The 19,042-nt window shown below is 67.2% G+C and carries 16 protein-coding genes; 13 read left to right on the top strand and 3 right to left on the bottom strand.

All coding sequences use genetic code 11. The features are described 5' to 3' along the window. Positions 1-8 precede the first annotated feature (8 nt). The 7 genes from FBX97_RS18970 to FBX97_RS18940 all read left to right on the top strand — a co-directional run bounded on the left by FBX97_RS18970 (position 9) and on the right by FBX97_RS18940 (position 8,177). Positions 9-1,274: a DUF2264 domain-containing protein gene (locus tag FBX97_RS18970; RefSeq protein WP_141835113.1), complete on the top strand. Its 1,266-nt coding sequence runs from the start codon at positions 9-11 to the stop codon at positions 1,272-1,274. A 241-nt stretch (positions 1,275-1,515) separates the two neighbouring features. Beyond that, positions 1,516-3,000 carry a SulP family inorganic anion transporter gene (locus tag FBX97_RS18965; RefSeq protein WP_141835110.1) on the top strand — a complete coding sequence of 495 codons (1,485 nt, stop codon included), beginning with the start codon at positions 1,516-1,518 and terminating at the stop codon, positions 2,998-3,000. 37 nt (positions 3,001-3,037) lie between these two features. Continuing rightward, positions 3,038-3,601, top strand: coding sequence for a DNA-3-methyladenine glycosylase I (locus FBX97_RS18960; protein ID WP_141835107.1), 564 nt, complete (start codon positions 3,038-3,040; stop codon positions 3,599-3,601). A 10-nt stretch (positions 3,602-3,611) separates the two neighbouring features. Next, a complete protein-coding gene (mnmC, locus tag FBX97_RS18955; protein WP_141835104.1) occupies positions 3,612-5,291 on the top strand; it encodes an FAD-dependent 5-carboxymethylaminomethyl-2-thiouridine(34) oxidoreductase MnmC in 1,680 nt (559 codons plus the stop codon). Between the two features lie 70 nt (positions 5,292-5,361). Further along, entirely contained in the window at positions 5,362-6,069 is a 708-nt protein-coding gene (locus FBX97_RS18950; RefSeq protein ID WP_141835101.1) for a sensor histidine kinase KdpD, read from the top strand. Then, on the top strand, positions 6,066-7,742 hold the full coding sequence (locus tag FBX97_RS18945) for a tetratricopeptide repeat-containing response regulator (protein WP_141835098.1): 1,677 nt from the start codon (positions 6,066-6,068) through the stop codon (positions 7,740-7,742). The genes FBX97_RS18950 and FBX97_RS18945 overlap by 4 nt, the downstream gene beginning before the upstream one ends. Positions 7,743-7,793: 51 nt before the next feature. Continuing rightward, on the top strand, positions 7,794-8,177 hold the full coding sequence (locus tag FBX97_RS18940) for a DUF2750 domain-containing protein (RefSeq protein ID WP_141835096.1): 384 nt from the start codon (positions 7,794-7,796) through the stop codon (positions 8,175-8,177). A 2-nt stretch (positions 8,178-8,179) separates the two neighbouring features. On the opposite strand, the gene FBX97_RS18935 is transcribed toward FBX97_RS18940, so the two are convergent. Beyond that, on the bottom strand, positions 8,180-8,905 hold the full coding sequence (locus tag FBX97_RS18935) for a PhaM family polyhydroxyalkanoate granule multifunctional regulatory protein (RefSeq protein WP_141835092.1): 726 nt from the start codon (positions 8,903-8,905) through the stop codon (positions 8,180-8,182). Positions 8,906-9,079: 174 nt separating this feature from the next. Between FBX97_RS18935 and FBX97_RS18930 the strand changes: the two genes are divergently transcribed. Both FBX97_RS18930 and FBX97_RS18925 read left to right on the top strand, forming a co-directional pair. Continuing rightward, on the top strand, positions 9,080-10,228 hold the full coding sequence (locus FBX97_RS18930) for a DUF3108 domain-containing protein (protein ID WP_255517599.1): 1,149 nt from the start codon (positions 9,080-9,082) through the stop codon (positions 10,226-10,228). Then, positions 10,225-10,992, top strand: a complete 768-nt coding sequence (locus FBX97_RS18925) for a DUF3108 domain-containing protein (protein WP_141835086.1) — start codon at positions 10,225-10,227, stop codon at positions 10,990-10,992. The genes FBX97_RS18930 and FBX97_RS18925 overlap by 4 nt, the downstream gene beginning before the upstream one ends. Positions 10,993-10,995: 3 nt before the next feature. Here the strand turns inward: FBX97_RS18925 and FBX97_RS18920 are convergent, their stop codons facing one another. Then, on the bottom strand, positions 10,996-11,655 hold the full coding sequence (locus tag FBX97_RS18920; protein ID WP_141837046.1) for a pyridoxamine 5'-phosphate oxidase family protein: 660 nt from the start codon (positions 11,653-11,655) through the stop codon (positions 10,996-10,998). A gap of 100 nt (positions 11,656-11,755) precedes the next feature. Here FBX97_RS18920 and FBX97_RS18915 point away from each other — a divergent pair, with 100 nt between their 5' ends. After that, the gene (locus FBX97_RS18915) at positions 11,756-13,297 is read left to right on the top strand and encodes a PLP-dependent aminotransferase family protein (protein WP_141835084.1); all 1,542 of its coding nucleotides are present in this window, start codon (positions 11,756-11,758) and stop codon (positions 13,295-13,297) included. Here the strand turns inward: FBX97_RS18915 and FBX97_RS18910 are convergent. Then, a complete protein-coding gene (locus FBX97_RS18910) occupies positions 13,218-13,652 on the bottom strand; it encodes a carboxypeptidase regulatory-like domain-containing protein (protein WP_141835081.1) in 435 nt (144 codons plus the stop codon). The genes FBX97_RS18915 and FBX97_RS18910 overlap by 80 nt on opposite strands. Positions 13,653-13,965: 313 nt before the next feature. Between FBX97_RS18910 and FBX97_RS18905 the strand changes: the two genes are divergently transcribed. Genes FBX97_RS18905 through FBX97_RS18895 form a run of 3 tightly spaced genes read left to right on the top strand, consistent with a single transcriptional unit; the run spans position 13,966 to position 18,975 of the window. Next, positions 13,966-15,402 (top strand): hypothetical protein, encoded by a 1,437-nt coding sequence (locus FBX97_RS18905; protein WP_255517549.1) that lies wholly within the window; start codon positions 13,966-13,968, stop codon positions 15,400-15,402. Continuing rightward, positions 15,395-16,138 carry a hypothetical protein gene (locus tag FBX97_RS18900; protein WP_141835078.1) on the top strand — a complete coding sequence of 248 codons (744 nt, stop codon included), beginning with the start codon at positions 15,395-15,397 and terminating at the stop codon, positions 16,136-16,138. Before FBX97_RS18905 ends, FBX97_RS18900 begins: the two co-directional genes overlap by 8 nt. 8 nt (positions 16,139-16,146) lie before the next feature. Continuing rightward, entirely contained in the window at positions 16,147-18,975 is a 2,829-nt protein-coding gene (locus FBX97_RS18895; protein ID WP_141835075.1) for an ATP-binding protein, read from the top strand. The last annotated feature ends 67 nt before the right edge of the window (positions 18,976-19,042 follow it).

The raw sequence follows: 19,042 nt of genomic DNA, 5'->3' as shown, positions 1-19,042 counted from the left end.
GAGACTGGATGAAACGACGACACTTCATGGGATCGCTGATGGCCGGCAGCCTGGCCACGGCCGGCGCGGGCATCGTGGACGCTGCTGCAGCCACCCCGCCCGCATCCGCAGCGGGCAACGACCGCGCCTACATGGTGAACCTGCTGCAAAAGATGGCCGATCCGGTGCTGACCAACATGGCGCGCGGCGAGCTGCATAAAAACTTCGCGCTCGAATTGAGCCCGACCTGGGACGGGCGCGACCCGAAAGTCGCCTACCTCGAATGCTTCGGCCGCCTGATCGCCGGCCTCGCCCCCTGGCTGGCGCTGCCCGACGACGCCACGCCAGAAGGCCGCACCCGCGCGCGCCTGCGCCAGGCGGCGCTGCAGAGCTACGTGCACTCGGTCGACCCCAACAGCCCCGACTACCTGGCCTGGCGTGGCCACGGCCAGGCGCTGGTCGATTCGGCATACTTTACCAACGCCCTGATGCGCGCGCCGAAAGCCTTGTGGGAGCCGCTCGACGCCACTACCAAGGCGCGCATCGTCGCCGAAATCAAGGGGCTGCGCCGCATCGAGCCGCCCTACATCAACTGGATGCTGTTCGCCGCGATGAACGAAGCCTGGCTGCTGTCGATCGGCGAAGAAGCCGACCCGATGCGCACCAACGTCGCCATCCGCAAGATCAACGAGTGGTACGTCGGCGACGGCTGGATCAAGGACGGCGAAGCCTTCCACTTCGATTACTACAGCGCCTTCGTGATGCAGCCGATGCTGCTCGAGATCCTGGAAGTGCTGGAGCAGCACAAGGCGCCGTTCTGGAACGGCAAGCCGGCCGAGCTGCGCGCCCAGGCGCTGAAGCGCATGCAGCGCTATGCCGAACACCTGGAGCGCTTCATCTCGCCGACCGGTTCGTACCCGCCGATCGGCCGCTCGCTGACCTACCGCACCGCCGCCTTCCAGCCGCTGGCGCTGCTGGCCTGGCGCAAGCAGCTGCCGGCCAGCCTGCCGGAAGGGCAGGTGCGGGCGGCGCTGCAGGCGGTGCACCGGGCGGTGTGGAGCGAGCCGAGTAATTTTACGAAGGATGGGTATCTGACCATCGGCTTCGTCGGGCACCAGCCGGCGCTGGGCGACTGGTATTCGAACAACGGCAGCATGTACATCGCATCCGAGAGCTTTTTGGCGCTGGGGCTGCCGGCCACGGATTCGTACTGGACCAGCGCGGCGCAGGACTGGACGCAGAAGAAGGCGTTTGCCGGGCAAACTTTCAAGAAGGATTATCCCGTCGATTATTGACGACGGCCACCCTTGGTCCGGCACGCCGGCCTCGTCTTGTATAATGCTAACTGCATCAGGGACGCGATCGCGTCCCTGGATTTCTACCGCCCTTTCCTCATACCCATGTAGCGACAAGCGAACCTCCCAACCGTTCAACACGGCTTCCAATGCGGAGGTTCCCAGGCATGGGCGCGCGCATCGCTTCGGCTTGCGTGCGCATTCAATATTCATTGCACGTACCGATTCCGGATTGTCATCGATGATTAGTAACGCCTTTCGAGAAGAATGGTTCTCGAACCCGCAAAAAAACCTCCTGGCCGGCCTCACCACCGCGTTCGCGCTGGTCCCCGAATGCATCGCCTTCGCCCTGGTCGCCCAGCTCAATCCGCTGATGGGCCTGTACGGCGCCTTCATCATCTGCGCGCTGACCGCCATCTTCGGTGGCCGGCCCGGCATGATTTCCGGGGCGGCCGGCTCGATGGCGGTGGTGATCGTCGCCCTGGTCGTCCAGCACGGCGTGCAGTACCTGCTGGCGACGGTGGTCCTGGGCGGCATCCTGATGGCGGCGTTCGGCCTGCTCCGGCTCGGCAAGTTGATCCGCATGGTGCCGCATCCGGTCATGCTCGGCTTCGTCAACGGCCTGGCGATCATCATCGCGATGGCCCAGCTGGAACACTTCCGCGAGGCGACGCCGCAGGGCCACCAGTGGCTGCAGGGCACGCCGCTGGGGATCATGTGCGGCCTGGTCGCGCTGACCATGGCCATCGTCTACCTGCTGCCGCGCGTCACCAGGGCGGTGCCGCCGGCGCTGGTCGCCATCCTCGGCGTCGGCCTGCTCGGCTACAGTCTGCATCTGCCGACCCGGACCCTGGGCGACCTGGCGCAGATGGCCGGCGGCCTGCCGGCCCTGCACATCCCGACCGTGCCGCTGACGCTGGAGACGCTGCGCATCATCCTGCCGTACGCCTCGTTGATGGCGCTGGTCGGCCTGCTCGAGACGCTGCTGACCTTCAACCTGACCGACGACATCACCAACACCCGCGGCCAGCCCAACCGCGAATGCATCGCCCTCGGTGCCGCGAACATCGCCTCCGGCCTGTTCGGCGGCATGGGCGGCTGTGCCATGATCGGCCAGACCATGATCAACCTGAGTTCGGGCGGCCGCTCGCGCCTGTCCGGTCTGGTGGCCGGCGTGATGATCCTGCTGTTCGTGCTGTTCCTGTCGCCGCTGATCGCGCATATCCCGCTGGCGGCGCTGGTCGGCGTGATGTTCGTGGTGGCGCAGGAAACCTTTGCCTGGGGCTCGCTGCGCGTGCTCGGCAAGGTGCCGAAGCAGGACGCGATCGTCATCGTCGCCGTGACCGTCATCACCGTGTTCACCGACCTGGCGACGGCCGTCCTGTGCGGCATCGTGATCGCCGCGCTCAGCTTCGCCTGGCAGCATGCGCTGGAGATGCGTGCCGAGGTCGACGACGGCGCAGCCGGCGTGCGCACCTACCGCCCGCATGGCACCCTGTTCTTTGCGTCGGCAGCCCGTTTCCAGGAACTGTTCGCGCTGGCGAGCGACCCGGCGCGGGTCGTCCTCGACTGTCGCCACCTGCACATGGCGGACCATTCGGCCATTGCCGCCATGGAGAGCCTGTACGAGCGTTACGAAAAGGCGGGCAAACACTTGCAGGTGGTGCACCTGTCGCCACGCAGCCAGGCGCTGCTGCAGCGTGCCGGGGTCGACGTGGCTGCCTGAGGTCCCCATGGCCAGGGCCGGGGTTTATACTGGCGCCATGAACCCGACCCGCTGCACCTGGGCCAACATGGCCAATCCACGCTACCTCGCCTACCACGACAACGAGTGGGGCGTGCCCTGCCACGACGAGACCACGCTGTTCGAGATGATGAACCTCGAAGGCGCGCAGGCCGGGCTGTCGTGGGAGACCATCCTCAACAAGCGCGACAACTACCGCATCGCCTTCGACGGCTGGGATGCGGCAAAAATCGCCGGCTACGACGACGCCAAGGTGGCCGAGCTGCTGGCCAACCCCGGCATCGTGCGCAACCGCCTGAAGGTGGCGGCCGCGATCAACAATGCGCGCGCCTACCTGCGCCTGCGCGAGGAAGGCCTGAGCCTCGACCGTTACCTGTGGTCCTGGGTCGGCCACGCGCCGGTCGTGAACGACTGGCCGGATGGCGATCGTCCGGCCAGGACCGAGCTGTCCGACCGCTTGTCGAAGGACCTGGCGAAACGCGGGTTCAAGTTCGTCGGCTCGACCATCGTGTATGCCTACATGCAGGGGATCGGGATGGTCGACGACCACGACCGCGCCTGCTTCTGCCGCCAGCGGCGTTGACGAGGTGAACATGGATTACCGCAGCGTATGGCATGGCCGCGAGCGCTGTACCGTCCTCGATGCGACCCACGACGAAGAGCGCCTGAAGGTCCTGATCGACGTATGGCGCACCGATCCGCAGCGCTCGCCGCACCTGCACGTGATCGCGCTGTGCGGCCACCTGATGCCCGGTATGCACCGCATGCCGCAGGCCGAGCCGGGTTTGACGGTCGACCTGGTCAACGCGCCCATCGACACCGCGCTGGCCCAGCTCGCCGCACGCGTCGATCTGTTCCGCCTGCGCGGCCTGGAAGACGCCGGCGAAGGCTTCGTGCGGTCGGTGGCGCGGCTGGCGACGGGCGATGCGCGCCTGGTCGGCCAGGGACTCACCGCGGCGCAGATCGCCGCACTGGAAGGGCAGGGCTTCGTGTTCGACGCGGTCGACACCAAGACCGGCCCCGGCGTGCGCTGCGCGCGTTTCGCCAGCCGCAAGCCGCGGCCGCCCGCGCCGCCGGTGCCGGAGCGGCGCGCGATCGTGCTCGGGGCCGGCATTGCAGGTAGCGCCGCCTGCGAGCGCCTGTGCGCGCGCGGCTGGCAGGTGACGCTGGTCGAGCGCCATGCGCGGCCGGCGATGGAAGCGTCCGGCAACCGCGCCGGCATCTTCATGCCGCTGCTGTCGCGCGACGACAATATCCCGACGCGCCTGACCCGCGCCGCCTATCTGTTCGCGCTGCGCCACTGGGCCAGACTCGGCGGCGTCGGCGCGGCGATCGAGGGCCAGGCCTGCGGCGTGCTGCAGCTGGCGCGCGATGCCGAGCATGCCGCGGTCCAGCGCGCCATCGCGCTCGATGCAGATTACCCTGCCGAATTCGCCGAGTGGCTGGAGCGGCCGCAGGCCGAGGCGCTGCTCGGGCTGCCGGCGCCGGATGGCGGCTGGCTGTTCCGCCAGGGTGGCTGGGCGCGGCCCGGCAGCGTCTGCGATGCGCTGCTGGCCGCATGCGGACGGCGTGTCGAGCAGCGTTTCGGCGTCGGCAGCGTGACGGTCGAGCGGGTCGGCGGCCAGTGGGAAGTCAGGGACGCCAGGGGCGAGCTGGTCGCCCACGCGCCCAACCTGATCCTGGCGAACGGCGCCGGCGCGGTCCGCATCCCGCAGGCGGCACGCCTGCCCCTGAGCGCACTGCGCGGCCAGGTCAGCCATGTGCCGGCCGGGATGCTGCCGGCGCTGCCCGTAGTGCTGTGCCGCGAAGCCTACCTGACACCCGCGTCGGATGGCATCTGCAGCGCAGGCGCCACCTACGACCTCGATCCGGATCCGGCGCTGTCCCCCGCCAGCCACCAGGAAAACCTGGAGCGTTTGCGCGGCCTGCTGTCCGATCCGCATGCCGCCGAGGGCGCGCCGCTGCAGGGCCGCGTCGGGTTCCGCTGCATTGCGCCGGACCGCCTGCCGCTGGTCGGCCGCCTGCCCGATTTCGATGCCGCCGGCAGCACCGAGCGCCTGCGCGACGTGCCGCGCCATCCCGGCCTGTACGCGCTGCTGGGCTATGCCTCGCGCGGCCTGATCTGGGCCGGCCTGGGCGCCGAACTGCTGGCCGCGCAGATCGAGGGCGAGCCGCTGCCGCTGGAGATGACGCTGGTCGATGCGCTCGATCCAGCGCGCTTCGTGTTGCGCGCACGCCGCAATCCGCGAGGACCGCAAGCAAACGACGTTTGATTTCCACCGAGAAATTTTGTCCGCCAAAGGTATAATTGGCTTAGGGCAATATTTTACGAATGGGGTGGGCATGGACGACACGCCGAACGCGCACGAGCTGTTCCTGTTCCTGGCATCGACCGCGCACGACATGAAGAATTCGATCAGCGTGCTGTCCGGCACGCTGGAGCGCCTGCTCGTGGATGCGTCCCCGCGCACCGAATCGGCCTACCCGCAGATGGCGCACATGCTGTACCAGACCAAGCGCCTGAACGACAACCTGATGCAGCTGCTGGCCCTGTACAAGCAGGTCGGCACGCCGGCCTACCCGTTCGACGTCCAGCCGCTCGCGCTGGGGCACCTGGTCGACCAGGTGGTGTCGATCGAACGGGTGCTGCTGCAGTCGCGCGGCATCCAGCTGGAACTCGACTGCGACCCGCAACTGATCTGGCACCTCGACGAAGACCTGGTGGTCGGCGTGCTGTCGCATGCGGTCAACAATGCCATCCACTACACCTGCGACCGCGTGCGCCTGGCGATCCGCGAGCAGGACGGCTGGCTCGAACTGCGGGTCGAGGACAACGGCCCGGGCTACCCGCCGGCGCTCTTGAAAGCGGGCGAGATCGCCACCCGCGAGACCGCCGGCGGCGTCAACTTCCTCACCAACAGCGCCGGCCTGGGCCTGTACTTTTCCAGCGAAGTCGCCAAGATGCACCGCCATCGCGGACGCCACGGCACGCTGCGCCTGGAAAACGGCGGCCGGTACGGCGGCGGCTGTTTCATCCTGCGCCTGCCATGAATGCCATCGCGCAGTCCGTCGCAACACCGCTGCTGTCGGTGACGCCGGCCAGTATCGACCAGGTCGACTGGGCCGACAAGCACTACCTGGTGGTCGACGATTTCGTCGGCGTGCGCCAGCTGCTGCGCGAGAGCCTGCGCAGCCTGGGCGCCAAAAACATCGACCAGGCTTCGTCCGGCGGCGAGGCGATGGGGCTGCTGGCGCGGGTCCGCTACGACGTGGTCCTGTGCGACTACAACCTGGGCGACGGCAAGAACGGCCAGCAGGTGCTGGAAGAGGCGCGCGTGCGCAACCTGGTCAATCCGAGCACGGTGTGGCTAATGGTGTCGGCCGAGAAGAGCGTGGAATCGGTGATGGGCGCGGCCGAGCACCAGCCGGACGCCTACCTGATCAAGCCGATCACCGAAGGCGTGCTGTTGAGCCGCCTGAACCGGGTGTGGCACAGAAAGCAGGTATTCCGCCTGATCGACCAGGCCTGCGCCGAGAAGGATTACCTGCGCGCCGCCCGGCTGTGCGACGACCAGATCGCGGTCGACAAGGTGCATGAACTCGACCTGCTGCGCATGAAGGCCAGGCTGATGGAGAGAAGCGGCCAGCCCACGCGCGCGCGCGAAGTCTACGAGCGCGTGCTCGCGCAGCGCGAATACCAGTGGGCGCGTGCCGGCCTGGCCAAGATCCGCATGGCCAACGGCGAATTCGAACAGGCGCGGCAAGCCTTCCAGGGCGTGATCGCGGAGAACCGCTATTACATCGACGCCTACGACCAGCTGGCGCTGTCCTACCAGAACATGGGCAAGCTGGAAGAAGCCTGCGCGATCCTGGAGCGTGCGGCGAAACTGTCGCCGAATTCCGTCACGCGCCAGCGCAACCTGGGCCATCTTGCGCTCAAGCTGGGCAACATGCCGATGGCCGAGAAGGCGTTCAGGAAGTGCATCGCCATCGGCGAATACTCGATCATGAAGACGCCGGACGCCTATCTCGGGCTGGCGCGCGTGTGCGGCCAGAAGAACGATCCGAAGGAGGCGCTGCAATTGCTGCTGCTGGCGCAGCGCGAATTCGTCCACGAGCACGCCGACATCCAGCTGCGCGCCAAGATCACCGAAGGCCTGGTCTACCATGAGAGCGGCGACTACCGGCGTGCGCGCAAGGCCGGCGACGACCTCGAGGCCATGCTGAAAGCATCGCCGGCGCGGCCCGACATCCCGACCTGCCTGGAACTGGCCACCCTGCTGTTCGCGGTGGGCGTGAAGGAAGCGCCGGTCGAACTGCTGCGCTACGTGATCCGCAACAACCACGACAATCCGCTGCTGCTGGACGAGATCCAGAAAATCTTCGACAAGGCGCGCATGGGCGAGGAAGGCCTGGTCATGATCCGCGCCTCGAAGAAGGAAGCGGCGGACCTGATGAACCAGGGCGTGTTGCTGTGGAAGACCGGCAAGCTGGGCGAAGCAGTGGCCTGGATGCGCGACGCGCGCAAGGCGGTGCCGAACAACCAGCGCATCCTGTTCAATGCGGCCCAGGTGATGGTGTCCTGCCTGCAGCAGCAGGGCTACGATGCGGCACTGTCCGCCGAGGCCTACGAGATCCTGCACCACGTCGACCATTTGCTGCCGGGGCAGCAGCGCTTTGCGCAGTTGATGGAGCAGCTGGCGCAGTTGCAGCCGGTGGCCTGACAGGTAAAATCAATGGGGTCCGACGTTCAAACAAGTCACGGAGCCCGATCCATGCAAATCAATCCCAGGCAAATGGCGGCCATCCTTGCGCTGCCCGCCCCGGCGCGCTTCAAACACGCGATCAAAGTGATCGCCGATCGGCTGCAGGTCTGGAGCTTGTACAAGGACGGCTGGGCGCTGGTCGGCGCGGATGACGGCACAAGGGCTTTTCCACTCTGGCCCGCCAGGGACTACGCCGAGCTGTGTGCCATCGATGCGTGGGCGGGCTATGAAGCGCGCTCGATTCCCTTGGATGATTTCATGGGCATATTGCTTGCACAATTCAAGCGGGAAGGGATCTTGCCGGCCGTGTTTGTCACGCCGGCCAGCAAAGGCGTGACCTTGACGGTGGACGCTTTGCTGGCTGCGCTTGAAGAAGAGTTGCAGAATTACTGAGTTCAGGCCTTGTCGGCCTTCGGTTTTCCACGCGGCTTGCCATTGCCATTCTCCGTGGATGGGTCCGGCGCTGCAGGTTGGGGCGGCGACTGCGGTGTGGCCGCTGGGCCGGCATCCTTGCCGTCGGCGCTGCCGCCGGTGCCGGACGTCGCGGGCGGCGTCATTGCCGTCGCAACTGCCTGTGTGAATTGATCCTGCAACATGTTCCACCACGCCATTGCAGCTGGCATACCCATGGCAGCGCCGGCGTCCGCGCCGGGTGCGCTTCCTGCCGCTGCGCCGGAGGCGGAAGCCGTGCCCGGCTGGGCCGAAGCGCCGCCTGCACCTCCCGGTTTGGCCGCGCCGGTCGCAGCGGCCGGCCCCGCGGATTGTCCGAAGAAGGACGCAAACGGCGTGTTCGCCATTTTCTCGGCGCTGACGCCTGACTGGCGCATCGCTTCCGCCATCGACGCCCCCATCGATTTCAGGGTGACAAGGGTGCTGCGCTGCACTTCCATCGCCTGGATGGTTCCGCGCAGCATGGTCAGATTCAGGTTCAGCCACGATTCGACGGCCTTCATGTCGGCGATGCGCTTGTCGAGATCCTCGACCGACATGGCCGGGCTGGCCATGCCCGCCATGCCGGACATCCCGGCGCCGGGGATGTTCATCGATCCCCACAGGTTCTTGACGAAGTCCAGCGTGTCCGTGACGCCGGGGATGGTGCCGGATGGCGGTGGTTTCAGCATGGTCTTCTCCTTGGTAGATCGGCCTAGCCTAACAGATAACCAACACCACTCATAGATGCACGTATAGTGCGTTGCAGCAGTGCCGACGGACTGTCCATCTACACTGGTCGCATGACTTCCACCAACGTCCTGGTCCGCCACCCGCGCCGTCCGCTCGTCTTCGGCGCGCTCGTTGTGTTGCTGCACCTGCTCGTGTTCGACTGGCTGGGCGGCCAGCTCGGACGGCGGCGCGAGGATCTCGTGCCTGCGCCGCCCGTACCGATGCTGGCACAATTGATCCAGACAGGGGCGCCGGTTCCGGTGCCGCCGCCGGCGCTCGACCTGTCCCCGAAGCTTGCGCCGCCGCCGCTGCCAAGCTTGCCGCCCGAACCGGTCGAGGTGGCCGGCCCTGCAGCCGACGCCGCATCCGCCGGCGGCCCCGGCACAGGTACTGCCGGGGTAACGGACAGCGGCGGCGCCACCGCGGCCGCAGGCGAACTCGAGCGCGCCATACCCATCCCTGCCGACGTACAATCGCCAGCGCCAGCGCCAGCGCCAGCGCCAGCGCCAGCGCCAGTGCCAGTGCCAGTGCCGGTCGAGGCCGCCAGCCCGGCCGAAGCGCCGCCGGCAGCACCCGCACCCGCGCCCGAGCCCGAGCAAAGACGCTACAAGGTCGAACTGCCGCCGCCGGCCGACATCACGCTCGACGTCGCCCGCATCGATGCCGACGGTACCCGCTGGAGCGGCGAGGCCCGGCTGTCGTGGCGCCGCACCGGGGCCGCTTACCGGATCGACGTCGAGGCCGGCATCCGGGTCGTGTTCGCGCGCGTGAACCTGCTAACGCTGGCGAGCGAAGGCACGGTTGGAGACGAGGGATTCGTCCCCATATCGATGACTGAGAAGCGGCGTGGACGAGCGATGACGGCCACGCACTTCAACCGCAAGGATGGCGTGCTGACGTTTTCGGCGTCGCAAGCCAGGGTGGCGCTGGTGCCGGGCACCCAGGACAAGGCGAGCCTGCCGCTGCAGCTGGCGGCGATCGGACGCGGCGATCCCCGGCAAATGTCGGGCAATATCGATATCCTTGTCGGCGAAGACCGCGACGCAAACGTTTTCAGTTTTACGGTGGCAGGGCAGGAACAGATCGATACCCGTCTCGGACGGCTCCTCGCCTGGCACCTGGTGCGGCCGCCCAAGCCCGGGTCCTACCATTCGCGCCTGGAGGTGTGGCTGGCGCCGGGGTACGGCTGGCTGCCGGTCCAGATACGCAACGTCGAGGCGAGCGGGGCGGTGACTACGCAGACGGCAAGCAATATCGTAATGAAAGAACCAGGAAGTCAATGATCAAAAACACTCTGAAACTGGCCGTAAGCGGCCTGATGCTGGCGGCACTGGCGAACGTACATGCATCTGCGGCGCCCGACGACGATCACCCGGCGGCCAAGCGCGCCGTCGATTTTCCGCCCTCGGCCGACCTGACGTATTCGATCTCTGCGCGCCAGCGCGGCTTCAACCTGAACGGCGACGCCACCCTGACCTGGCGCGTCGGCGGCGGCAAGTACAGCATCGGCGCCGAGTCGCGCGTGGCGCTGGTCGGCAAGCTGACCGAGAACCACAGCCAGGGCACGGTCGACAGCTATGGCCTGGCCCCAAGCGAGTTCACCGAAAAACGCTTCCGCAAGGCGCAGGAAAGCGCCAGCTTCGAGCGCGACAGCAAGACCATCACCTTCAGCGACGGCAAGCACACCTACCCGATCAAGGGCGGCGAGCAGGACCGCGTCTCGATCTCGTGGCAGCTGGCGGCCGTGGCGCGGGCGGCCAAGGACAAGTTCAAGCCGGGTTCGGAATGGCAGTTCTTCGTGGTGGGCCCGCGCGATGCCGATCCGTGGACCTTCCGCGTGGTCGGCCGCGAAAAAGTCCAGGTCGGCGCCGCCATCGGCACCGTCGATGCCGTGCACGTGCTGCGCGAAACGCCGCCGGGCTCCAAGGACCAGACCCTAGATTTGTGGCTGGCGCCGTCGCAGGAATGGTATCCGGTCAAGCTGCGCTTTACCGACAATGACCGCGATTACATCGAGCAGGTGCTGGAAAAGGTCGTCCGCAAATAGGCCTCAGTCCTGCCAGGCGTGCACGTAATCTGGCAACTGCGCCGGCAACTGCGCCGATAGCGGTGCGGTGCCGCGCGCGTCCGGCTGCGGCGCCCCGCGCGCCAGCGCCAGCGGCAGGACGCCGGCCCACACGGCGATCCCCAGGTCGGCGTCGTCGTCGTTCGGCGGCCCGCTGCGCACCTTGCAGGCCGCTTCCAGCAGCGCGATGCGCATGACCGTCGTGGCCGCGTATTCCTGCTCGTTCCCCGCACGCACCTGCGCCTGCCGTCCCGGCGCCAGGTGGTCCATGAAGGCTTCCAGCGCCGGGCGCTTGCCCGCTTCCTCGACGGTCTCGAAACGGCCATAGATCATCGCGCTGCGGTAATTCATCGAGTGATTGAAAGCGGCGCGCGCCATGACCAGGCCGTCCAGGTGCGTGATCGTCACACAGCACTCCTGCGCCGCCAATGCTTTCAGCATGCGGCTGCCGTTCGATCCGTGGATATATAGATAGTCGCCGCTGCGCCAGCAGGCGGTCGGGATGCAGTGATTGCCCTGGGCGTCGGCAAAGGCGATGTGGCAGAGGTAAGCGGCGTCGACGATCGCGTGCAGCAGGGCGGGGTCGTAGGACGCATTGCGCGCGATGCGCTTGACCTGGGTGCGGGGGGAAGGGGCGGTATGCATGGTCTCGATGTCGATGTGGCTGAAGTAACGGAACGGCAACTATAATGGCCGGCATGGCTCCAGGAACAGGTCCAGGCGCTGTCGATTTCATGGAGCCACGATGGATTACGCGCTGCTGCTCGACACCTTCGGCCGCATCCATGCCGGGCGCGCCTGGCCACGCCAGCGCTTGCTGCACGAATGCCTGCGCGCGGCGATCCGCGACGGCACCCTGGCCGCCGGCACGCGCCTGGCGGCCACGCGCACGCTGGCGGGCGAACTCGGCATCGCCCGCAATACGGTGCTGTACGCCTATGAACAACTGGCCAGCGAAGGCTTCGTGGTGTCCGACCGGCGCGGCACCGTGGTGGCCGCGCTCGCCGGCACGCAGCGCAGCCAGGCGGCGCCCTTGCCGCAGGCCGGCCTGGCGCGCCGTGCGCGCGACTTGCGCAGCATGGCCAACGTCGCCAGCGAAGGCCTGGCCTTCGTGCCCGGGGTGCCCGACCTGCATGCCTTTCCGCTGGCCTCGTGGCGGCGCCACCTGGAGCGCGCCTGGCGCAGCCTCGGCCCGGCCCAGCTCAACTACGGCGACCCGGCCGGCGAAGCGGCGCTGCGCGCAGCGATTGCCGACTACCTGCGCGCCTCGCGCGGCGTGGTGTGCGAGGCCGGCCAGGTGTTCATCACCGACGGCACCCAGTCCAGCCTCGACCTGTGCGCGCGCGCCTGTGCCGACGAAGGCGACACCGTATGGATCGAAGATCCGGGCTATGGCGGCGCGCTGGCGGCATTTCGCGGCGCCGGACTGGCGCTCGAAGGGATCAAGGTCGACCTGGAAGGCCTGGCACCCACGCCGCATGACTGGCAGGCGCGGCGCCCGAAGCTGGTCTACGTGACGCCTTCGCACCAGTACCCGGTGGGCGTGGTGATGTCGCTGGCACGGCGCCTGGCGCTGATCGAGGATGCGCGCCAGGCCGGCGCCCTGATCGTCGAGGACGACTACGACAGCGAATTCCGCCACGAGGGGCCGCCGCTGGCGGCGATGCAGGGCCTGGTGCCGGATGCGCCGGTCCTGTATTGCGGCACCTTCAGCAAGACCATGTTCCCGGGGCTGCGCATCGGCTTCGTGGTGGCGCCGCCGGGCCTGGCAGGGCCGCTGGCGGCGATGCGCGCGCAGTCGTCCGCCAGCGGCCGCGCGGCCGAGCAGCTGGCGCTGGCCGGCTTCCTGCGCAGCGGCGAATTCATGGCGCACCTGCGCCGCATGCGCCGGCTGTACCGCCAGCGGCGCGATGCGCTGGTAGCGGCGCTGGCGCGCCACCTGGGCCGCATCGCCGAGGTACACGGCGCCTCGGCCGGCATGCACCTGGCCCTGCGTTTGCCGGACGAGCGGCTGTCGGACGTGGCCATCGCGGCGCGTGCGCGCGCCGAAGGCATCATCGTCAATCCGCTGTCGTTTCACGCGCTGGGCGGCGGCGCGCCGTGGAACGGCCTGATGCTGGGCTATGCCCAGGTGCCGGCCGAGCGCATGGATGCACTGGTGCGGCGCCTGGCGGCCGTGGTGCACCTTGCCGCCTACGAGGCGGGCGTTACTCCTGCAGACCCGGATCGTCCACTGAATCGTTCTCCCAGTGCAGTGTCATCTCCTTCAGCGCCGTCCCGATCCTGACGCTGCGCTTGAACACCTTGCCTTCCGCCGCGGCGCTGATGCGGTAGGTGCCGGCGGGCAGCCTGGCATAGAACATCGGGCCGCTGTTCGCCGCGCTCAGCAGGGTGTTGCCCTTGGTGTCCATGATGTCGAGCTGGACGTCGGAGCGGTAGGCGCCGCTCTGCTTCGTGGCGAAGGTGAGCAGCAGGTTGTAGTCGCCACGCTGGGCGCGCATGGCCGACTGTTCGTCCTCGCCGACGCCGCCGTTGACGTAGCTGATGCCGTTTTGCTGCTTGGGCGTGGGTGCCGCAAGGGCGGCGTGGGAGGCGAGACAGGCGGCCAGGACCAGGACCGCGCGGGCGAGTGCTCGTTGCATGGCAATCTCCTTATCAATGAAACGAACTTCGCAATGCAAAGGTAGAAATGCAAAGGTGGCAATGCGAATTTCGTAATGTCAAGATCACAACGTTCATTATCCCTCGACAGCGCCAGAGGGAGCGCGCGGCTGCCGCCCCACATTTCTTGCAAAAACTACAAGTCAAGGAAGGCGGGCAATCCGTTGCATATTCACCAGTCATGAAATCCCGGCGGCCATTCCTTATAAGTTGCCTAGTCTTAACTGTTATACTGACGCCCCCGCGCCGTCCACCTGGCCGCGTGCGCAAGATGCAATATTGCTAAGCCTCACGATGATCGACAACCTGGCAGGCGCTGTCCCCGCCGATTCCCTATCCTCCGCGCTGGACGAGATCGATCCGCTGCAAGCCCACTTCCACGAGGGCATTGCGCCGGACGAGATCGAACAGGTCTATCTGCTCAAGCGCGCGCAGCCGATGCTGCAGGCGTTCACGGCGCTGTTCCACGGCGGCCAGGACGGCGTCATCGTGCGCCTGCTGGTGCTGCGCGAACTGGCGGCCGACGCCAACGACTCCGCTTTCTCGCGTGCCGACATCAACCAGAAGTTCGCCTACCTGATCCCGGAAAGCCTGGAAACGGTGCTGGGCCGCCTGCGCGGCCACGGCCTGCTGGCATGGGACAACCCGGCCGCCGTGTACCGCATCACGCCGCTGGCGCGCAACGTGCTGGCCGCGCTCGACACGCTGCTGGCGCTGGCGCGTCCCGAAGAAGACGAAGCCGAGATGGGCTTCCTGCTGTCGCAGGTGGCCGGCGCCCAGGCGGTCGGCGGCGTCACGGTCGAGCAGCTGAAGCACCTGCTGGGCCGCCTGGTCGAGCTGACCGAGGAATTCCGCGACGCCATCGCTTCCGGTTCCGAGTTCCGCCTGCGCGCTTCCCAGGCCAAGTGGCACATGGCGTGCGACTGGGTCGAGAAGGGCTCCGTGATCCTGCGCGCCATCACCTCCGACGAGCGTGCCGATTCGGCCACCCACCGCGCGGCACAGGCGATCGGCCGCGCCCAGTCGCAATTGCTGAACATGCAGGGCATGTTCTCGCGCGCGCTGAACCAGATCGAGCGCCAGCGCGTGCACCTGGGCCAGTCCGGCCTGTCGACCACCGACATCAAGCGCTGGCTGCTGGCCCACGACGACCTGGCCAGCCTGGCCGAGGAGGCGATCGAGCGGCCGCTCCTGCCGCTGTTCATCACGCCGGCCGAGATGATCGACGTCGCCGAGACCGAGCTGCTGCTGGAACGCGCCGCCAACATCGCGCCGGGCGGCCTGCCGAGCGGCGAAGATGCGCCGCTGACCATCAACGACAACCCGGCGATGCAGGCCGAGCTGGACGACTGGCTCAAGCGCCTGTCCGATTTCGCCAACCTGGACAATTTCCCGGTGGTGGCCGAAGGCGCCCCGCGCAGCGTGCCGATCCAGGATTCGCTGCTGCCGGCCAGCTTCGCGGTGGCGTCCTACCGCGCCTCGATGCTGCCGCTGCTGGGCGACGCCGCCGAGGCCAGCCTGCAGGGGGCGACCGCCGAACTGGCGCGCCTGCCGGTGCGCTTCGATTCGGAAGACGAACTGGTCGAGCTGGACGACCCGCACGTGGCGGCGATGTCGCGCGCGACGCTGTCGATCGCGCCGCCCGTGGCGCTGCCCGGCCCCCTGATCCCACCCGCCTTCGACCTGAACCTGGAAAGCCCAGCCCAACCGGAAAGCAAGACCGATGAATGACGACGCCCAAATCCTGATCGCGCGCCTGCTCACGCACCAGACCCTGCGCCGCGACGACAAGATGGTCAAGCGCGCGCTGTCCGACGACCTGTTCCGCGCCGAAGTCGACAAGCGCCTGCTGGAATCCGGCCTGAAGCTGATCGACAACGTGTATGCGGACCACGTCACGCTGGCGCTGCACCGCAACGTCGAACCGAAGATCTTCGGCGCCAAGGACATCTGGCAGAACAACAACTTCGGCCTGACGCGCGACGGCGTGGCGCTGCTGGTGGTGCTGTGGGCGCAGATCATCCTGCCCAAGCGCCAGAGACAGGAAACCCACCAGGCGATCGACGTCGACCAGTCCGACATGTTCGACAAGGACGCGCCGATCCCGCGCGCCGAAGACACCTCGATCGGCATCTCCTACACCGCGCTGCTGGCCGACTTCGGCGACAAGCTCGGCAAGAAGACGCGCATGGACATGAACCTCGGCCTGCTGTCGAAGCTCGGTTTCATCGAGCGCCGCGGCGACGTGGTGCTGGAAGGTCCGCTGCTCGACCTCCTGATGGACACCGACCTGCTCAAGGAACGCATCATCAACGGCGCGCTGGCCGAGGTGTTCAAGCGCGCGCCGCTGGCGGTGGCGCGCCGCCGTCCGGTCAATGAAGCGGCCAACGATGCAGAGCCCGCAGTGGCTGAACCCGCCGTGACCGATGCGCCGGCCGATACCGCCGCACCCGATACTCAAGCGTAAAGACCCGCATGTTCCACATTAAATCTCTCGAGCTGGTCCACTGGGACTACTGGCAGCGGATCAAGAACATCCCGCTCGACGCCAAGATCATCACCATCGCCGGCCAGAACGGCTCCGGCAAGACCACGCTGCTGGATGCGATGCGCACCCTGTTCGGCCTCGATTGCTCGATGGGCCGCACCTATAAGCACTATGCGCGCCACTCCGGCCAGCAGAGCGCCTGGCTGCGCGCCGTGGTCGACAACAAGCCGAGCGGGCGCCAGCTGTCGAACCGCCCGTTCCGCCATTCCGGCTTCTTCAGCGACGACGAAGTCACGCTGTTCTGCCAGGTGCAGAAGAACGGCGGCGACTGGAAGCGCCAGTACCTGATGCGCCCCGGGAATATCGAGATCGAGGAAGTCACCGAAGCCACCGACTGGCTCGGCGTCGAGAACTACCGGAAGCGCTTAGCTTCAGCTGGCCTGTCGCCGGCGATGTCGAAGGTGCTGGCGCTGGAGCAGGGCGAGACCGATAAGCTGTGCGAGTACTCGCCGCGCCAGCTGCTGGACCTGGTGTTCCAGGTGTTCGGCGACAAGGAAGTGCTGGACGCCTACGACGAAGCCAAGCGCCACCAGCGCGACACCGAAAGCGAACTGAAACGCTTCGAGGCCGAGCTGGAAGCGTCGCGCACCAACCTCGAAGGCTTGCGCCTGCGCGTCGCCAACTACCACCAGTGGGAAGGCCTGAACAAGGAGCGCAAGACCCTGGTCGAGGAAGTGCTGCCCAGCCTGGAATACCACGAGGCGCGCGAAAAGGCGGGCAACGTCAGCCGCCAGCTGCGCGAAGCGCGCAAACCCTTGGCCCAGGCCGACTCGCAGCTGGCCGAAAAGCGCAATCAGCTGTCGGCCCAGCAGCGCGCGCTGACCGAGGCCCAGCAGCAGGAAGTCGCGCTGGAAAAGGAAGCCGGCGAACTGGCCGGCCGCCTGACCGGGTTGAACGGCAAACTGAAGCCGCTGGAAAGCCTGCTCGAGCAGAAGGAACGCCTGCAGAAGCTGGCGGCGGATTCGGGTGCCGACATTGCCGAAGTGGCGACCCAGCTGCAAGCGAAAGAAGCCGAGCTGCAGAAGAAACGCCAGGAACGCGAGGCGCTGTCGACCCGCATCGCCGGCGAGATGTCGACCATCTCGGCGCTGCAGGGCAAGACCACCATGCCCGAGCCGGAAGCCCAGCGCCAGATGCGCCGCGCCTTGCGTGACGCCGGCATCCCGCACGCCATGCTGTCGGACATCGTCGAAGTGACCGATCCGAAGTGGCAGGGCGCGGTCGAGGGTGTGCTGGGCGGCTATGCGTCGGTGGTGCTGCTGGAACGCGCCAAGGATGCGCCGGCTGCCTACAAACTGGCCGAAAAAGAAAGGTACCGCCACTTCATCGTGCCGGATTGCGTCGACGCGCCGGTGGTCAAGGACGATACCCTGCTGTCGGTGGTGCGCTTTTCCAGCGCGGCGCCGGGCTGGCTGATCGACCAGCTCGAGCGCATCGAGCGCGTGGAGTCGGTCGATGCCGGCTTCAAGAGCGACTCGGACGAGTGGATCACGCCGGACGCCTATCACCGCGAACGGCGCGGCGGACGCTCGCTGTTCGTCGAGCCCTCGCGCTACCGCTTCGGCGCCGCCGGTAAAACCCAGCGCCTGGAAGCGATCCAGAAGCTGCTGCCGAGCCTGGAGGCGCAGGAAGACACGCTGACCCTCGCCATCAGCAAGCTGGCGGCCGAAGTGTCGGCGCTGCGCGTGCGCATCGCCGGCGTCGACGCTGCCAAGGAACTGGCGGCGCGCCAGGCTGAATTCGAGGAAGCCGTGCGCGCGCTGGAGCCTTTGCGGGCCGAGCGCCTGCAGGTCGGCGCGCGCCTGGGCGAGCTGCAGGTCCTGATCAAGAACGCCACCGTGACCCGCACCCGCGCTGACACCGTGTGGCAGAACGCGCGCATGGCGCTGTCGGAAGCGGAAGCGGGCATGCGCCTGAACCACCGCCGCCAGATCGACCAGCGCAGCGAACACGCGCGCGACCTGCTGGCGCTGCGGCGCGACTGGCGCCACGTGCCCAAGAGCTGGCGCAATCCGCAGCAGCGGGCCGCGCTGGTGGCCAGCCACCACAATGCGCACCAGGTCAAGCTGCGCGTCGGCTCGCTGGATCACTCGCTGGCGCGCGCCGACTGGGAAATCGACCCTACCGTGATCGACCAGTACGCGCGCCTGAACGACCAGCTGTCCGGCCGCCAGCTCGAGACCGAAGAGCGCCGCTACCAGAACAACCGCGCGATCGAGGCCACGGACAACGCGCGCGGCGCCTACATCGAGCGCCTGCGCTATACGATCAAGACCTACTCCAAGAACATCAAGGAGCTGGGAGAATTGGCCAACATCGAAGTCAACGTCGACCCGGTGCGCCTCGAGAACGACGACATCCAGCTGGCCCAGGCCGGCCTGCACGTGCGCTTCAAGTTCGACGGCAAGGGCCAGATCGGCATGAACGACGGCGAGGCGTCCGGCGGCCAGCAGGTGATGAAGTCGCTGGTGCTCCTGATCGGCCTGTTGAAATCGGAAGAAGGCTCGGGCGGCTTCGTGTTCATCGACGAACCCTTCGCCCACCTGGACATCCGCAACATCCAGCTGGTCGGCGAGTTCCTCAAGAATACCGACGCCCAGTACCTGATGACGACGCCGCTGACGCACAATACCGACGTCTACGATCCGTCGGACCTGACCCTCATTACCAGCAAGAAGAAGAAGGACAGCCAGTGGGCGCAGCCGATCTTCGTGCTGCAGAGGAGGGCGGAAAAGAAGGTGGCGCAGGCGGCTTGAGCTCTCTGCCCTGAAGACGATGCATGAAAAACGGCCGGTGTTCGCAGGAACACCGGCCGTTTGTTTT

The organism is Herbaspirillum sp. SJZ107 (assembly GCF_006715485.1).
GTDB lineage: Bacteria > Pseudomonadota > Gammaproteobacteria > Burkholderiales > Burkholderiaceae_D > Telluria.
The sequence above is the reverse complement of the archived record's forward strand: the minus strand, read 5'-3'. Positions and strand labels throughout refer to the sequence as shown.

Excerpts from the sequence above, each read along its gene's own strand:
- FBX97_RS18970 (WP_141835113.1), top strand. The coding sequence starts at position 9 with ATGAAACGACGACACTTCATGGGATCGCTGATGGCCGGCAGCCTGGCC.
- FBX97_RS18910 (WP_141835081.1), bottom strand. The coding sequence starts at position 13,652 with ATGCAACGAGCACTCGCCCGCGCGGTCCTGGTCCTGGCCGCCTGTCTC.
- FBX97_RS18945 (WP_141835098.1), top strand. The coding sequence starts at position 6,066 with ATGAATGCCATCGCGCAGTCCGTCGCAACACCGCTGCTGTCGGTGACG.
- FBX97_RS18925 (WP_141835086.1), top strand. The coding sequence starts at position 10,225 with ATGATCAAAAACACTCTGAAACTGGCCGTAAGCGGCCTGATGCTGGCG.
- FBX97_RS18905 (WP_255517549.1), top strand. The coding sequence starts at position 13,966 with ATGATCGACAACCTGGCAGGCGCTGTCCCCGCCGATTCCCTATCCTCC.
- FBX97_RS18895 (WP_141835075.1), top strand. The coding sequence starts at position 16,147 with ATGTTCCACATTAAATCTCTCGAGCTGGTCCACTGGGACTACTGGCAG.
- FBX97_RS18915 (WP_141835084.1), top strand. The coding sequence starts at position 11,756 with ATGGATTACGCGCTGCTGCTCGACACCTTCGGCCGCATCCATGCCGGG.
- mnmC (WP_141835104.1), top strand. The coding sequence starts at position 3,612 with ATGGATTACCGCAGCGTATGGCATGGCCGCGAGCGCTGTACCGTCCTC.
- FBX97_RS18935 (WP_141835092.1), bottom strand. The coding sequence starts at position 8,905 with ATGCTGAAACCACCGCCATCCGGCACCATCCCCGGCGTCACGGACACG.
- FBX97_RS18950 (WP_141835101.1), top strand. The coding sequence starts at position 5,362 with ATGGACGACACGCCGAACGCGCACGAGCTGTTCCTGTTCCTGGCATCG.
- FBX97_RS18965 (WP_141835110.1), top strand. The coding sequence starts at position 1,516 with ATGATTAGTAACGCCTTTCGAGAAGAATGGTTCTCGAACCCGCAAAAA.
- FBX97_RS18900 (WP_141835078.1), top strand. The coding sequence starts at position 15,395 with ATGAATGACGACGCCCAAATCCTGATCGCGCGCCTGCTCACGCACCAG.
- FBX97_RS18940 (WP_141835096.1), top strand. The coding sequence starts at position 7,794 with ATGCAAATCAATCCCAGGCAAATGGCGGCCATCCTTGCGCTGCCCGCC.
- FBX97_RS18920 (WP_141837046.1), bottom strand. The coding sequence starts at position 11,655 with ATGCATACCGCCCCTTCCCCCCGCACCCAGGTCAAGCGCATCGCGCGC.
- FBX97_RS18960 (WP_141835107.1), top strand. The coding sequence starts at position 3,038 with ATGAACCCGACCCGCTGCACCTGGGCCAACATGGCCAATCCACGCTAC.